Origin of the sequence: Thiohalophilus sp. (assembly GCF_034522235.1) — a bacterium.
Taxonomy (GTDB): Bacteria; Pseudomonadota; Gammaproteobacteria; order UBA6429; family Thiohalophilaceae; genus Thiohalophilus.
Genome location: NZ_JAXHLN010000003.1, coordinates 2,219,754 through 2,235,809, shown reverse-complemented (window position 1 = coordinate 2,235,809; position 16,056 = coordinate 2,219,754). Strand labels below are relative to the sequence as shown.

Here is a 16,056-nt window from a genome sequence, read left to right as displayed (position 1 = left end):
TCGATCCCCATCGGGTCAGATTTCCATGTATGTGTGGCTGATCTCATCCGGGTGACCGATCCGGTAGCCACTGTCCTGCTCGGCCAGATGGCGGGCGAAATTGAAGTCGGCGCTGAAGGCGGCGTGGATGCGATACAGCGGCTCGCCCCGGGTCACTGGATCGCCCAGCTTTTTAAGCAGATCCACCCCGGCGGCCCGCTCCATCGGCGCGCCGGCCAGGCTGGCGATTTTGGCCAGTCGGAAATTGTCGATGTCGGTGACCACACCGTCTTTCTCGGCTTTGATCTCGATATTCAGGGGGCCGGCAATAAAGGCGTAGTCGATCTTGCCCTGGGCGACGATGATTTCCTGCATCTTGCGCAGGGCACGGCCGTCCTCGAGGATGTCACGGGCGATGCCGTAGCCCTGGCCGCCGCGCACGTCCGGGTCGAATTCCAGTATCCGGCCCGCCAGGCGCAGCGATTTCTGGCGCAGGTCGCTGGGGGCATCCGAATCGCCTTCGAGCACCTGCATGACATCGCGGGCTTCGAGCATGGGGCCGATGCCGCAGCCGATGGGCTGGCTGCCGTCGCTGATCACCACCTCCAGATGAATACCGATGCGATCGCCGATGTATTCGAACAGTTTGCGCAGGCGCAGCGCCTGACTCATGTGACGCACCTTGGCGGTGGGGCCCACCGGGATATCGATCAATAAATGCGTGGCGCCGGCGGCCAGTTTCTTGGACAGGATGGAGGCGACCATCTGCGCCTCGGAGTCGATGCCCAGCGGCCGTTCCACCGAGATCAGGATGTCGTCGGCCGGGGCCAGATGCGCGCGGCCGCCCCAGGCCAGGCAGGCGCGGGTTTTGTTGACCACCTGGTGCATGCTGCGCGGACTGAGATCGACCCTGGCCAGCACCGACATGGTGTCGGCGGTGCCGGCCGGCGAGGTGATGGCGCGGCTGGACGTTTTTGGCATCAGCAGGCCGTGGGCGGCGACGATCGGGACGATCAGCATGGTGGTGCGGTTCCCGGGCAGGCCGCCGATGCAGTGTTTGTCGGTGACCAGCGGAGCGTCCCAGTGCATATGTTCGCCGGTGTCGGCCATGGCGCGGGTCAGATAGAGCGTCTCCTCGCGATCCAGCCCCGACTGGGTGCAGGCCACCAGAAACGCGGCCATTTCCATCTTGGAATAGCGGCTGGCGGCGATGTCACTGGCGATGTCCTGGTAATCCTCGCGCAACAGCCGCTCACCGCGAATCTTGCGACGGACCGCATCCATCGATTCGACCGGCTCGGCATGGATCACCCAGGCCGGCTCCCCCGGCTGCATGTCCAGCTGGGCGAAGGCCTGTTCGGCCAGGCCGAGTTCCTCGGTGCCGACGATGGCCTCGTCATCCACCACGTTCAGCACGGCGTGGATGCGCCGGCCATTGGCCTGGATGACGATCTTGCTCAGGGCCTGAAAGCCCTCGGCGCGGTAGAGTTCGCAATTGCGGTGCAGGTAGGCGACGTTTTCGTGATAGGTGTCGATGGCCACGCGACGCAGTTTGAGCCGGGCCTTGTCGTCGTTGTCGTCCGGGGAAGGGGATTGTGTCATGCTATAACCGCTTGAAATAAAGGGATTGTGGCACACCGGGCGGCGAATCCCAACTGCCCGGTCGAGCCTTGAATTTGATAAATCCGGCCCTATTTTGAATTAAACAGGTGTGTCCGCCTCAAACCGGTTATATAATAACCTGACTTTGGTCCGTTAATCCGCTTGCGTACGAGGAACTGCCCCATGCCGATTTATGAATACCAGTGTGAGCAATGCGATCACGTTCTGGAAGCGATCCAGAAAATGAGTGATGCCCCACTGAGTGAGTGCCCCGCCTGCGGCAAGCCGGCGCTGAAAAAACTGATCTCCGCTTCCGGTTTCCGGCTCAAGGGCAAAGGCTGGTATGAAACCGATTTCAAATCGGGCAATCGCAAGAATCTGGCCGGCGAGGGTGGCAAAAGCAGCAGCGAAGGCAAGAAAACCGCCTGAAACCCGCCCGGTTGTGCCCCGAACCCGTGCAACCGGGGTGATTCCCCGGTTGCACAGACCCCCGCCAATCCGTAAGATTCCCGCCTTGTCCCAAGCACAAGGCCCCGAATTCTCATGCGTAGCCATTACTGCGGCGAGATCAACGAATCTCATATCGATCAACAAGTCACCGTCTGCGGCTGGGTTCACCGGCGTCGCGATCACGGCGGGGTGATTTTTATTGATCTGCGCGACCGCGAAGGGCTGCTGCAGGTGGTCTACGATCCCGACAAGCCCGACTCCTTCATGCTGGCAGAGAAGGTGCGCAGTGAGTATGTGCTGCGGGTTACCGGTCGGGTGCGCCGCCGTCCCGAGGGGACCGAGAACGCCAACATGCCGACCGGGCAGATCGAGCTGCTGGGCCTGGAGCTGGAGATTCTCAATCACTCGGAAACTCCGCCATTCCAGCTCGATGATGAGGATGTCTCCGAGGAGCACCGCCTGCGCTATCGCTATGTCGATCTGCGCCGGCCCGAGATGCTACAGCGCATGAAGCTGCGCTCGAAGATTACCACCGAGTTTCGCAATTATCTGAACGACAACGGCTTTCTCGAGATCGAGACGCCCATGCTGACCCGGGCGACCCCGGAAGGGGCGCGTGATTACCTGGTACCGAGTCGCACCCACGATGGCGCCTTTTTCGCCCTGCCGCAGTCGCCGCAGCTGTTCAAGCAGCTGCTAATGGTTGCCGGCATGGACCGCTATTACCAGGTTGTCCGCTGCTTCCGCGATGAGGATCTGCGCGCCGATCGCCAGCCCGAATTTACCCAGCTGGATATCGAGACCTCGTTCCTCGACGAGGAGGCCATCATGCAGATGATGGAGGGTATGCTGCGCCACGTCTTCGCCCATGTGCTGGAAATCCCGCTGCACGATCCTTTCCCGCGCATGACCTGGGCCGAGGCGATGCGCCGTTTCGGTTCGGACAAGCCCGATCTGCGCATCCCGCTGGAGCTGGTGGATGTGGCGGATGTGATGCAGAGCGTGGAGTTCAAGGTCTTCAGCGGCCCGGCGAAGGATCCGGCCGGCCGGGTGGTCGCCCTGCGGGTGCCCAAAGGCGGCGAGCTGACTCGCAAGGAGATCGACGATTACACCGATTTTGTCGGCATCTACGGCGCGCGCGGCCTGGCCTATATCAAGATCAACGACATGGACAAAGGCCGCGAAGGGCTGCAATCACCGATCCTCAAATTCCTGCCGGATGAGGCCGTCGAGGCCATATTGCAGCGCACCGGTGCCGGGAACGGCGATCTGATCTTCTTCGGCGCCGACAAGGCCAGCGTGGTCAACGAGGCGCTCGGTGCCCTGCGGGTCAAGCTGGGCCACGACAAGGGGCTTCTGGAGCACGGCTGGCAGCCGCTGTGGGTGGTCGATTTTCCCATGTTCGAGTGGGACGAGGGGACCCGGCGCTGGTATTCCCTGCACCACCCGTTTACCTCCCCTGCAGAGGTCGATCTCGACAAGCTCGAATCGGATCCGGGCAACTGCGGCTCGCGGGCCTTCGACATGGTGCTCAACGGCACCGAGATCGGCGGCGGGTCCATGCGTATCTATCGCGAGGAAGTCCAGCGCAAGGTGTTCTCTGCTCTGGGTATCGGGCAGGCCGAGGCGCAGGAGAAATTCGGCTTTTTGCTGGATGCGCTGCATTACGGCTGTCCGCCCCACGGCGGCATGGCCTTTGGTCTGGACCGGCTGGTGATGCTGATGGTCGGTGCCCAGTCGATCCGCGACGTGATGGCCTTCCCCAAGACCCAGAGCGCCAGCTGCCTGCTGACCCAGGCCCCGTCAGCGGTCAGCGAGGCCCAGTTGCGCGAATTGCACATCAAACTGCGCAATCCGCCCGGGAAGGACAAGCCAACCGGTTAATTCCTGGCCATCGCCGGCGCAGCACCTCTCAAGTTGGTAAATTCCACCTTTATTAATGGGTGCGCTCATGTCATTCTCTTTTCTGCCGATAATCTGTAGAGGCGAGACCCGGCGGCCACGGTGTCGTTCGGCGGGCATAAACAGATAACTAGAAGCCCGAGACACGGAGCGAGAGTGAAGCAAACATCCTACTGGAAAACAGACTGGTTTCTCGGTTTGATCGTGACCGGGCTTTTCCTGCTGGCCAGCCTGGCGGATGTCACGCGCCCGCTGGAAAATGCCGGCTATGACCTTGGCGCCCGGTTTGCCGCCACTCAGCCCGCTAATCGCGATGTGGTCGTCATCGCCATTAATGAGGACGCCATTGAACAGCGCGGGGCCTGGCCCTGGCCACGGGATCTGCTGGCCCGGGCGACCCGTCAACTGTCGGCCATGAAACCCGCCGTCATTGGTTTTGCTCTGCCCTTTGAAAGCGAGCAACGGGCGATCGGTCTGGAGTCACTGCAGGCGCTGAAAGCGGAGTTGGAGAAACAGGGCGGCAGTCGACGTTTGCTGGAGCTGGCCAACCAGACCGAAGATCGCATGCAGACCGATCGGGATTTCGCCAATACCCTGCGTTATGCCGGTCGGGTCGTTCTGGCCATTCCCTATGCGCACAATGGCGCGGCGCGGAAAAACCGCATGCTGGCCGATCACCTGCTCAAATACCAACTGGATGATGTGAGTGGGATACCGGATGAAGAGCTCTGGTATCAGCGGTTTTTGCCCGAACCGGTTCCGGTAATCGATCGCATCTATCCACCTATCGAGACTCTCGCCGAATATGCCAGTGGCGCCGGCGTTATCAATCTGGGTAACGGCAGACAGAAGGCGTTGCGGGCCGAGCCGATGGTATTCCGGTATGGAGAACACTACCTGCCCTCATTCACGCTGATGATGGCGGCACGCACCCAGGATATGAACACCTCACAAATCAGCGTGCATCTGGGCCATGGCGTCGAACTGGCCGATCAGCGAATCAACACCGATAACGACTTGCGTATTTATCCACGTTTTTATCGCGGCAAGGAAGGGAAGCCGGCGTTTAACGTGATCTCCGTTCTAGATCTGCTGGAAGATCAAATCGACAGCGAACTCGTTCGTAATAAAACCGTTCTGATCGGTTTGACCGCCGCGCAATATACCCGTTTTCTGGAGACCCCTATCGGTGAGATGATGCCTCCGGTATTGGCCTCGGCGCACAGTATTTCCAGCCTGTTAAGTGATGATCTGTTTGAAGTACCGCACTGGGCCAATTGGGCGCAATGGTTGCTGATTATCGTGATGGGTCTGTATCTGATGTTTGTTTTGCCGCGGTTTCGTATGAGTACCGGGCTGGCCCTGACTGCGCTGCTGTTAATCGGTCTGCTAAATGCACACTTTATCACCATGCTGGCCAAGTCGAGCTGGTTACCGTTAATGACGCCGCTGGCGGTGCTGCTGGTTGGTCACCTGGTCCTTTCGGCGAAGCATTTTCTCCAGGGTCAAATTCACCATATGCATCTGGAATTGTCCGAGGCCAATCAGGCGCTGGGGCAGCAATATCATACCCAGGGGCAACTGGATCAGGCATTTGAAAAATATCGTCACTGTATCGTTGATGCCTCCCTGCTCAATCAGCTGTATAACCTGGGCCTCGATTACGAACGCAAACGGCAATATAACAAGGCCGTAGCCGTCTTCAAGTATATTGAATCCCATGACGCCAATTTCAGTGATGTTCAGGAAAGGCTGCAACGTAACCGCGAAGTATCCGAACAGTTTGTCGTTGGCAATAACAAGAGTAACGCTCCTGCTGACGGTACACTGATTATCAGCAATCCCGGCGTGCAAAAACCGATGATTGGCCGTTATATGATTGACCGTGAGCTGGGTCGAGGCGCCATGGGGATGGTTTATCTGGGTCATGATCCCAAGATTGGTCGTAGTGTTGCGATCAAAACCATGAGTCTGTCCCAGGAGTTTGAAGGCGACAAGCTGGCGGATGTCAAGGAACGGTTTTTCCGCGAGGCAGAGACTGCCGGGCGTCTGCACCATCCCAATATCGTTACGATTTATGATGTTGGCGAGGACCAGGAACTGTCTTATATTGCCATGGACTATCTTAAGGGTGAAAACCTGCTGGCCTATGCCAAGTCCGACAATCTCCTGCCGGCGCAGGAAACTTTCGATGTCATTGTGCAGATAGCTGAAGCGCTGGATTACGCACATAATGAGAAAGTCGTGCATCGTGACATCAAACCGGCCAATATGATTTACGATCGAGATGGCGGTGTTGTCAAGGTGACTGACTTTGGGGTGGCCTGCCTGACCGACACCAGCAAAACCAAGACCGGGACGATTCTGGGTAGCCCTTCCTATATGTCGCCGGAACAGCTGGCCGGCGCCAAGGTTGATGGTCGCTCCGACTTGTTTTCCCTTGGGGTCATGCTTTATCAAATGTTGACCGGGGAATTACCATTTATTGCTGATTCACTGGCCAGCCTGATGTATAAAATAGCAAATGAAAAACATCCGGATATTCGTATGTTCCGTCCGGATATTCCTTCCTGTGTTAGTCAGGTGGTTAACAAAGCGCTGCACAAGGAGCTGGAACGTCGTTTTCAGAGTGGTTCACAGATGGCCAAGGCCCTGACCCGTTGTCGGGAACGGTTAACCAAGAAGCATTAGGATGATAAAAATGTTGGGTGATTCGGCAAAACTGGTCATCTACGGTGTCTCGGATGTCGGGCGGATGCGCGAACATAACGAGGACCATATTGCCTGGGATAAGGATATGGGCCTGGTAATCGTGGCCGACGGGATGGGCGGGCATAATGCCGGTGAGGTGGCCAGTGAAATCGCCGTTAACAGTATTCGGGAAGCGCTACATGATGTATTGAATCCCGACATGCAAGGCAGCCATAGCATCGCTCTCAGTGATGCTGTGCGCGAGGCAATCTGTTACGCCAATGACGAAATCAATCGGCAGGCAAGAGAAAACCCCGCCTATAATGGCATGGGTACGACAATTGTCCTGAACCTCTTCTATGACGATCGCGTGATCGCCGCCCATGTCGGCGATTCCCGGGGCTACCGGTTGCGGGATGATAAGCTCGAGCAAATCACCACTGACCATTCTCTGGTCCAGGAGATGGTGGATAACGGTTACCTGAGCCAGGAAGAAGCGCAGTTGTCGGCCAGCCGGAATCTGATTACCCGGGCGCTGGGGATTGCCGATACGGTCGATGTGGATGTTACCGAGTCAAAGGTCGATTACGGAGACATATATATCATGTGCACCGATGGTCTGACCGACCTGGTGAGTGATGAGGAAATCGTGGGCCTGCTCAGGGACCATCGCTCCGAGACGAATGGCTGCAATCTCGAAGGGGCGACCGAGGCGTTGATTGCACTTGCAAACGACAAGGGTGGTAAGGACAATATTTCCGTGGTGCTGGTTTGTCTGCAGCAGGCATTTTCAGACTCCAGCGGTATAGAAGATTAATCCTGAGCGGAGTTCTCTGTTAACTATGACAAGAATCATACTGACACATAATGGCACCGTCGTTAAGGAATATCCGCTGACCAAGGAGAGGCTGACTGTCGGACGCAAGCCCAGTAATGACGTGCAGCTGGATGATCCGACCGTAAGTGGTACACATGCCGCGTTTTTAATGTTGCAACATGCCTATATCGAGGATTTGCACAGCACCAACGGCGTGCTGTTAAATGGCAAGAAGGTCAGCAAACGGCAGCTGAATCATGGCGATGTGGTACGTATCGGGCGGCATGAATTCAAGTATGTCGATGACAATGCCGAGGATTTTGAAAGTACCGTGATCATTTCCGCGGACGCCTCCGCCGGCTCCCGAGCCGCGTCGTCACAACCCGCTGCATCGCCCCAAAGCTATGTGGTCAAGGTACTGTCAGGCAATAAGGCCGGCGAGAGTCTGGCGCTGACCAAGCCCTATACCACTGTGGGGACGCCGGGTTCACAGATGGCGGTCATCGCCCGGCGTGGGCAGAACTATTTTCTGATGCGTATGAGCGGCAGTGGCACCGCCAGCCAGCCACCGCTCATCAACGGGGAAGCCCTGAAGAAGGAAAGCCAGCAACTCAATCCCGGCGATACCATCGAAGTGTCCAATACCCGGATGCGTTTCGAGGAAGCCTGAGCGACGGACGAGCAGAGATTATGCCGGCAAAATTGTTACTCAAGCACGAGGGACTGACCCTCAGCAGTTATGAGTTTGATAAGAAGGTGCTGAATATCGGTCGCCAGGGGGATAACGAGATTCAACTCGATGATCCGGCGGTCAGTGGACGTCATGCGCGTCTGGTTCTGAAGCCCAATGACTATCTGGAAAATTATTACGACGTGTATCTGGAAGACCTGGGCAGTACCAACGGCACCATTGTCAACGACAGCAAAATCATCCGCCAGCTACTCAAGCACGGCGATGTTATTCGCATCGGCGGTCACGAGTTCACCTTCGACAGCGGCGCCGACGAGCATTACGAACAGACCGCGATCTATCTTCCCGATAGTTAGTCGTCAGTTTGCAGTCATCAGATGGCAGTTGACAGCAAAAAACTGAATTAGAATTCTACCAACTGCCAACTGCCAACTGCCAACTGCCAACTGCCAACTGCCAACTGCCAACTGCCAACTGCCAACTGCCAACTGCCAACTGCCAACTGCCAACTGCCAACTTTAATGTTAAGATCCCGCTATTGAAAGCTAACGGAACATCAAGAGGTAACCCATGGCCGGACACAGTAAGTGGGCCAATATCCGTCATCGCAAGGCCGCGCAGGACGCCCGTCGCGGCAAGCTGTTCACCAAGCTGATTCGTGAGATCACCGTTTCGGCCCGGGAAGGGGGTGGCGATCCGGAAACCAATCCGCGCCTGCGTACGGCCATCGACAAGGCCCTGTCGTCCAATATGACCAAGGACACCATTGAGCGGGCCATCAAGCGCGGCAGCGGTGACCAGGATGGCGCCAATTATGAAGCGGTCCGCTACGAAGGTTACGGCCCCGGCGGGGTGGCGATCATGGCCGACTGTCTGACCGACAACCGTAACCGGACGGTCTCGGAAGTGCGCCATGCCTTTACCAAAAACGGCGGCAACCTCGGTACCGACGGCTCGGTCGCCTATCTGTTTTCCAAGCTCGGCAGCTTGAGCTATCCCGCCGGCAGCGACGAGGACACCATCATGGAGGCGGCGCTGGAGGCGGGCGCCGAGGACGTGGTTACCAACGAGGACGGTGGTATTGAAGTGACGACCGCCCCGGAAGATTTTCTCGACGTCAAAAGCGCCATGCAGGCGGCGGGTCTGGAGCCGGAAATGGCGGAAGTGACCATGCGCGCTGCCACCAGCGTCGATTTGCCGCTGGAAGAAGCCGAGCAGGTGATGAAACTGGTGGACATGCTCGAGGATCAGGACGACGTGCAGAACGTCTACACCAACGCCGACTTCTCCGACGAAGTCCTCGAACAACTCGGGCAATGAACTTGTAATTTTGAATGTTGAATTTTAAATTGCAAACCCAGATTCCATTCAAAATTCAACATTAAAAATTCAAAATTGCCCGAATATCTCTGCGTTAAAAAGCCGACCTCTGAGCTGCCTCGGACGTCGAAGCAGCCTGAAAACCGTTTTCTCCGCTGCTGGTATCCTGTATCTTTTTGTTATGACACGCATTCTGGGCATTGATCCCGGTTCCCGGCTGACCGGTTTTGGCATCATCGAGATGCAGGGATCGCGCGTCCTGTGGATCGGCAGCGGCTGCATCCGTACCGTGGAGGGCACGCTGGATACTCGCCTGAAGACCATTTGTCAGGGGCTGGATGCCCTGCTTGAGGAACATCAGCCGCAGGAAGTGGCGATCGAGCAGGTGTTCATGCACCGCAATCCCGATTCGGCGCTCAAACTGGGCCAGGCCCGCGGCGCGGCCATCAGTACCGTGGCCCTGCGCTCGCTACCGCTGAGCGAATACAGCCCGACGGAAATCAAAAAAGCCATCGTCGGCAAAGGCAATGCCGCCAAGGCGCAGGTCCAGCATATGGTTCAGCATCTGCTGGGTCTCAACAAACTGCCCCAGGAGGATGCCGCCGATGCCCTCGCCACGGCACTTTGCCATGCCCATTTGCGCCAGACCATGCAACAATTATCGCCCCGGTTGCCGTCGGGGATGCGCCGTTTGCGGCGGCGGCGTTAGAAAAAACTCTGGAAATTAACGCGGAGGACGCAGAGGCGCGGAGCCGCAGAGGAACATGAACCTGTTTCAGGTTTTGACCCGATAAATATGCCTGTGAGGCGGTTCACCGTGTGCCAGATTCAGATATTCTTTTCCTCCGCGTCTCTGCGCCTCCGCGAACTCTGCGTTAATCCCAGCGGTGTGGATAAGTGGTACAGTTAGACAAAATCGAGGCAGGAGTGAACAGGTGATCGGGCGTATTCAGGGGATTCTGGTCAGCAAGCAGCCACCGCAACTGCTGGTGGATGTGCACGGGGTGGGATATGAAATCGAGGCGCCCATGTCGACCTTTTACCAGCTGCCGGAGGTGGCGCAGCCGGTGATCCTGCACACCCATCTGGTGGTGCGCGAGGATGCCCAGCAGCTGTACGGCTTTGCCAGCGAGCACGAGCGACGGCTGTTTCGCAGCCTGATCCGGGTCAACGGGGTCGGAGCGAAGCTGGCGCTGGCGATCCTCTCGGGAATGAGCGCCGATGAATTTGCCCGCTGTGTTCATGATGACGACAGCCGCACTCTGGTGCAGTTGCCGGGGGTCGGCAAAAAGACCGCCGAGCGGTTGATCATGGAGATGCGGGACCGGCTGGCCGACTGGGAGAGCGACAGCCCGGCCCCGGCCGACGGCACTGTGCAGCGGCCGCCGGCGGCCGGTTCACGGGAGGCCGATCGCGAGGCGGTCAGTGCCCTGATCGCCCTGGGCTATAAACCCCCGGAGGCCAGCCGCATGGTGCAGTCGGTGGACAGCGAGGGGCGAAACAGTGAAGATATCATTCGCGCCGCGCTCAAGGCGGCCGTAAGCCGTTGATTATATAAACAAAGACTTATCGCAGCCATGATTGACAACGATCGCCTTATCGCCGCCCGGCAGCAGGGTACCGAGGATGCCCTGGACCGGGCCATCCGGCCGGCCAGGCTGGCCGATTATGTAGGCCAGGCGGCGGTGTGCGAGCAGATGGGGATTTTCATCGAGGCGGCGCGTAGCCGCGGCGAATCGCTGGATCATGTGCTGATCTTCGGCCCGCCCGGGCTGGGCAAGACCACCCTGTCGCACATCATCGCCAACGAGCTGGGTGTGAGCATGAAGCACTCCTCCGGCCCGGTGCTGGAGCGCCCCGGTGACCTGGCGGCGTTGCTGACCAATCTGGAGCCCCATGATGTGCTGTTCGTGGACGAAATTCACCGTCTCAGTCCAGTGGTGGAGGAGATCCTCTATCCGGCCATGGAGGACTACCAGATCGATATCATGATCGGCGAGGGGCCGGCGGCCCGCTCGATCAAGCTGGATCTGCCGCCATTTACCCTGGTCGGTGCCACCACCCGTGCCGGCCTGCTCACCTCGCCGCTACGGGATCGCTTCGGCATCGTGCAGCGGCTGGAATTCTACAGTCCCGAGGATTTGATCCGTATCGTGCGCCGTTCCGCGCAGATTCTGGAGGTGGAGCTCGAACCCGAGGGGGCGCTGGAGATCGCCCGCCGCTCCCGGGGCACGCCGCGGATTACCAACCGGCTATTGCGCCGGGTCCGCGATTACGCCCAGGTCAAGGCTGACGGGCGCATCAGCGCCGCTGTAGCCCATCAGGCGCTGGATATGCTGGATGTGGACAATCACGGTTTTGACATGATGGATCGCAAACTGTTGCTGACCATTATCGAGAAATTCGGCGGCGGTCCGGTGGGTATCGACAATCTGGCGTCGGCCATCGGCGAGGAGCGCGGCACGATCGAGGATGTGCTCGAACCTTATCTGATTCAACAGGGTTTTATGATGCGCACCCCGCGCGGGCGCATAGCGACCCGCCACGCCTATCTCCACTTCGGCCTGCCCGCGCCGACGACAGAGCCTGCGGCCGCCGCCTCCCTGGATATGTTCGACAGTCAAAAGGATTAAGCGAAAAGCTTTTTTACCGCAGAGACGGCAGAATATAATGTTGAATGTTGAATGTTGAATTTTAAATTTTAAATTTTAAATTTTGAATTGCAGAGTCAGATTTAATTCAAAATTCAACATTTAGAATTCAAAATTATTTCTTTCTCTGCGGTGAAATATTTCTGGGAGTAATTGAAGCGTGAACGAGTTCCTATGGCCGGTGCGGGTTTATTACGAAGATACGGATGCCGGCGGCGTGGTGTATTACGCCAATTATCTCAGGTTCATGGAACGGGCCCGTACCGAGTGGTTGCGCAAGCTGGGCTTTGAACAGGATGAACTCATTGCGCAACACAATGTCCTATTTGCTGTGCGTCGGGTACAGGTGGATTACCGGCAGCCGGCGCGGTTTAACGACAGACTCGTGGTCAGCGTCAAGGTGATGGAAACCGGTAAGGCCAGCCTGACCTTTGCACAAGCCATTCGTCGTGAGTCGGACAATATCCTGTTGTGTGACGGTGAAGTTAAAATCGCCAGTCTCGAAGCGAACAGTTTCAAGCCACGTGCTATTCCGGCTCCGCTGCAACAACAACTTTAACCGCCGGGGGATAACAGTTTGCCTGAAATGTCATTAACTCATCTGATTCTTGACGCCAGTTTCGTCGTTCAACTGGTCATGCTGTTACTGCTGGTGGTATCGGTACTATCCTGGACCCTGATCTTTTTCAAATATTCCGTTATAAAACGGGCGCGGGCCGGGGCCGATCAGTTCGAGCGACGCTTCTGGTCCGGCGTCGACCTGGGTGAGTTGTACAAGCGCCTGTCCGGTCGCCGGAATCAACTGGATGGCATGGAACTGATTTTCGAAGCCGGTTTCCGGGAGTTTGCTCACCTGCGCAAAAGCCGTAACGTGGAACTGAGCGCGGTTGTCGAGGGCACGCAACGGGCCATGCGGGTGGCGCTCAATCGCGAAATCGATCGGCTGGAACATCATTTGTCGTTTCTGGCGACGGTGGGTTCCACCAGCCCCTATGTCGGACTGTTCGGCACGGTCTGGGGCATCATGAATGCCTTCATGGGATTGGGTGCTGTCAGGCAGGCCACCATTGCCACGGTCGCGCCGGGTATCGCCGAAGCATTGATTGCCACGGCGATGGGACTGTTTGCCGCCATACCGGCGGTGGTGGCCTATAACCGTTATTCCAATGACGTGGAACGGTTGATCAGCCGCTACGATATTTTCGCCGAGGAATTCTCCTCCATCCTGCAGCGTCAGACCCATACCAGCATGGAAACAGGTCAGTCATGAGGGTTATCGCAGGACGCGTCAAACACAAGCGTATGTCCGAGATCAATGTGGTGCCCTACATTGATGTCATGCTGGTGTTGCTGATTATTTTTATGGTCACCGCACCTCTGCTGAGCCAGGGTGTCGAGGTCAGCCTGCCCCAAAGCGGGGCCAGAACGCTGGAAGAGACGCAGGAAGAACCTCTGGTGGTGTCGGTCAATCGCGAGGGCGATTATTTTCTTAACCTGGGGGAACAAACCGATACGCCGTTGGCAGCCGAGGCGCTGGTACAACGCGTCAGGGCGGTATTGCGCCAGCGCAGCGACAAGACGGTTTATATCAAGGGTGATCGGGATGCCAGTTATGGCCACGTGGTGGCGGTGATGGCAACCTTGCAGGAGGCGGGCGTCAGGGATCTGGGCCTGGTCACCCGCTCGCCGGATGAGTCTGATAACTGAGTATGTGGCAAATTATCAAAAGTTCTCCGCTGGCGGTGCTGGCTGCCGTGCTGGTGCATGTGTTGCTGGTGGTGGTGTTGATGATCAACATCGACTGGCCCACCGAGGAGGCCGCTTCCGGCAAGCAAGAAGAGATAGAGGTCATCGAGGCCAGGGCGGTTAACGAGCGGGAGTTTGAAGCCAGGGAACAACGACTGCGCGAAGCGGAAGAGAAAAAACGCCAGGCCGAGCAGGAACGCCGGCGTCAGGCCGAACTGAAAAAACAGCGTGAAGCAGAAGCAAAAAAACGCCGCGAGGAAGCGGCGCGGCGGCAACGCGAGAAGGCGGAGGAGAAGAAACGCATGGAAGCGGAAGCACAACGTCAGGCCGAACTGAAAAAGCAGCGTGAGGCGGAAGAAGAGCAACGTCGTAAAGAGGAGGAAGCGCGCAAGCAGCGCGAGGCGGAGGAACAAAAGCGGCGCGAGGAAGAGGCGCGTAAACGACGCGAGGCGGAGGAACAAGAACGGCGCGAAGAAGAGGCACGTAAGGCGCGCGAGGCAGAGGAACAGAAACGCCGTGAGCAGGAACTGCAGGCGGAACTGGAAGCGGAAGCCGAGGCCCAGGCACGCCGTGAGTGGCTGGCGCGCCATGGTGATGAAATTAACCGGTATAAAAGCCGGATCAAGGAGAGTATTACCCGGCATTGGCGGATACCCGCCACGGCCGGCAGTGGCATGCGTTGTGAAATTGTGGTGAGATTATTACCCGGGGGCGAAGTGGCCAACGTGAGAATTACCCAAAGGAGCGGCGATGCCGCGTTTGATCGATCGGTGGAAGATGCGGTCTACAGCGCGGCGCCCCTGCCGGTTCCCGGTGTGGATTCGGGACTGTTTGACGAGTTCCGGGAAATCGAATTTGTTTTTGCGCCGGAGGATAAACGCTGATGAACTGGATTAAGCGAGCTTGTCTGTTCACGACACTGTGGCTGTTGATCAGTTTACCGGCCCGGGCTGTCCTGACCATCGAGATCACCCAGGGGGCGGACGATGCCATGCCGATCGCCGTGGTGCCCTTTGCCTGGGGGGGAGAGGGTGAGGCACCCGAGCAGATTGATGGCATTGTTGCCGCCGATCTGCAGCGCAGCGGTTTTTTCCGGCCACTGGATAAAAGTGATCTGATTGCCCGTCCGCATCAGGCGTCGCAAGTCAACTATACCGACTGGCGGGCATTGAAGGTCAATCATCTGGTTGTCGGCAAAGTGTTGCCACGCGAGGACGGCAGTTATACCGTGCAGTTCCAACTGCTGGATGTGAACCGACGACAGCAACTGGCCGGTTACAGCATGCGCACCGGGGAGACGGGACTGCGGCGTACGGCCCATCAGATCAGCGATATCATCTATCAAAAGATTACCGGCAAGCGCGGCGCGTTCGATACCTTTATCGCCTATATCACCGTAACCGGCGATCGGACCGATAAACCGACTTATCAACTGGCCATCGCCGACTCCGACGGGCACAATGAACAGATTGTCTATCAATCCCGTCAGCCGGTGCTTTCGCCAGGCTGGTCCCCGGATGGCAAGCAGCTGGTCTTCGTCTCTTTCGCCCGCGGACGCTCGGAGATCTATATACAGAATATTGTCAGCGGTGAGAATCGGCGGCTTGCGGCGTTTAACGGCCTGAACAGTTCCCCGGCCTGGTCGCCGGATGGCAAATATCTGGCCATGACCCTGTCGCGCGACGGCAATCCGGAAATCTATGTGATGCATATCGAAAGCCGGTCATTGCAGCGGATTACCCGCAACAGGGCGATCGATACCGAACCGGCCTGGCTGCCTGATGGCAAGGGACTGGTATTTACCTCGGATCGCGGCGGCTCACCACAGCTGTACGAGGTGATGCTGAACAACGAGATGCGTCCGACCAATCGGCCCGGGCGGCTGACCTTCCAGGGCCGTTATAATGCGCGCGCCAGTGTCGCGCCGGACGGGCGGCATATCGCCATGGTGCACCGGGAGGAGGGCAATTTCCGGATCGGGGTTCTGGATCGGGACAGCGGACTGTTCCGGGTATTAACCGATTCGCGGCTGGATGAGTCGCCCAGTTTTGCGCCAAATGGTAGTATGATTATCTATGCAACCGAGGCAAATTATCGCGGTATCCTTGCTGCCGTGTCGGTCGACGGGCGTGCTCAGCAGCGACTGAGTTTGCAACAGGGTGATGTGCGCGAACCGGCCTGGTCGCCAATGCGGCCCGAATAATCAC

The 16,056-nt window shown here is 57.8% G+C and carries 16 protein-coding genes; 15 read left to right on the top strand and 1 reads right to left on the bottom strand.

Translation table 11 applies throughout. The features are described from left to right. Window positions 1–15: 15 nt before the first annotated feature. The gene (locus U5J94_RS13945) at window positions 16–1,581 is read right to left on the bottom strand and encodes a thymidine phosphorylase family protein (protein WP_322566226.1); all 1,566 of its coding nucleotides are present in this window, start codon (window positions 1,579–1,581) and stop codon (window positions 16–18) included. Between the two features lie 183 nt (window positions 1,582–1,764). Between U5J94_RS13945 and U5J94_RS13940 the strand changes: the two genes are divergently transcribed. From U5J94_RS13940 to tolB, 15 genes are all read left to right on the top strand, one after another. Next, window positions 1,765–2,010, top strand: a complete 246-nt coding sequence (locus U5J94_RS13940; protein WP_322566225.1) for a zinc ribbon domain-containing protein — start codon at window positions 1,765–1,767, stop codon at window positions 2,008–2,010. Between the two features lie 114 nt (window positions 2,011–2,124). Continuing rightward, window positions 2,125–3,915: an aspartate--tRNA ligase gene (gene aspS / locus U5J94_RS13935; RefSeq protein WP_322566224.1), complete on the top strand. Its 1,791-nt coding sequence runs from the start codon at window positions 2,125–2,127 to the stop codon at window positions 3,913–3,915. A gap of 174 nt (window positions 3,916–4,089) precedes the next feature. Beyond that, entirely contained in the window at window positions 4,090–6,624 is a 2,535-nt protein-coding gene (locus U5J94_RS13930; protein WP_322566223.1) for a serine/threonine-protein kinase, read from the top strand. 1 nt (window position 6,625) lies between these two features. Next, entirely contained in the window at window positions 6,626–7,441 is an 816-nt protein-coding gene (locus U5J94_RS13925; RefSeq protein WP_322566222.1) for a Stp1/IreP family PP2C-type Ser/Thr phosphatase, read from the top strand. 25 nt (window positions 7,442–7,466) lie between these two features. Next, window positions 7,467–8,111 carry an FHA domain-containing protein gene (locus U5J94_RS13920; protein WP_322566221.1) on the top strand — a complete coding sequence of 215 codons (645 nt, stop codon included), beginning with the start codon at window positions 7,467–7,469 and terminating at the stop codon, window positions 8,109–8,111. 20 nt (window positions 8,112–8,131) lie between these two features. Beyond that, entirely contained in the window at window positions 8,132–8,488 is a 357-nt protein-coding gene (locus U5J94_RS13915; RefSeq protein WP_322566220.1) for an FHA domain-containing protein, read from the top strand. Between the two features lie 214 nt (window positions 8,489–8,702). Beyond that, window positions 8,703–9,452 (top strand): YebC/PmpR family DNA-binding transcriptional regulator, encoded by a 750-nt coding sequence (locus tag U5J94_RS13910; RefSeq protein ID WP_322566219.1) that lies wholly within the window; start codon window positions 8,703–8,705, stop codon window positions 9,450–9,452. Window positions 9,453–9,633: 181 nt separating this feature from the next. Next, complete coding sequence (gene ruvC / locus U5J94_RS13905) at window positions 9,634–10,161, top strand: crossover junction endodeoxyribonuclease RuvC (protein WP_322566218.1); 528 nt, start codon at window positions 9,634–9,636, stop codon at window positions 10,159–10,161. Window positions 10,162–10,387: 226 nt separating this feature from the next. Continuing rightward, window positions 10,388–11,002, top strand: coding sequence for a Holliday junction branch migration protein RuvA (gene ruvA / locus U5J94_RS13900; protein ID WP_322566217.1), 615 nt, complete (start codon window positions 10,388–10,390; stop codon window positions 11,000–11,002). 27 nt (window positions 11,003–11,029) lie between these two features. Beyond that, window positions 11,030–12,085 carry a Holliday junction branch migration DNA helicase RuvB gene (gene ruvB, locus U5J94_RS13895; protein WP_322566216.1) on the top strand — a complete coding sequence of 352 codons (1,056 nt, stop codon included), beginning with the start codon at window positions 11,030–11,032 and terminating at the stop codon, window positions 12,083–12,085. Between the two features lie 178 nt (window positions 12,086–12,263). Continuing rightward, entirely contained in the window at window positions 12,264–12,662 is a 399-nt protein-coding gene (gene ybgC, locus U5J94_RS13890; RefSeq protein ID WP_322566215.1) for a tol-pal system-associated acyl-CoA thioesterase, read from the top strand. A 27-nt stretch (window positions 12,663–12,689) separates the two neighbouring features. Next, on the top strand, window positions 12,690–13,373 hold the full coding sequence (gene tolQ / locus U5J94_RS13885) for a protein TolQ (RefSeq protein WP_322566214.1): 684 nt from the start codon (window positions 12,690–12,692) through the stop codon (window positions 13,371–13,373). Beyond that, the gene (gene tolR / locus U5J94_RS13880; RefSeq protein WP_322566213.1) at window positions 13,370–13,810 is read left to right on the top strand and encodes a protein TolR; all 441 of its coding nucleotides are present in this window, start codon (window positions 13,370–13,372) and stop codon (window positions 13,808–13,810) included. The genes tolQ and tolR overlap by 4 nt, the downstream gene beginning before the upstream one ends. Before the next feature lie 2 nt (window positions 13,811–13,812). Beyond that, window positions 13,813–14,733, top strand: coding sequence for a cell envelope integrity protein TolA (gene tolA / locus U5J94_RS13875; protein ID WP_322566212.1), 921 nt, complete (start codon window positions 13,813–13,815; stop codon window positions 14,731–14,733). Next, window positions 14,733–16,052, top strand: coding sequence for a Tol-Pal system beta propeller repeat protein TolB (gene tolB, locus U5J94_RS13870; protein WP_322566211.1), 1,320 nt, complete (start codon window positions 14,733–14,735; stop codon window positions 16,050–16,052). The genes tolA and tolB overlap by 1 nt, the downstream gene beginning before the upstream one ends. The last annotated feature ends 4 nt before the right edge of the window (window positions 16,053–16,056 follow it).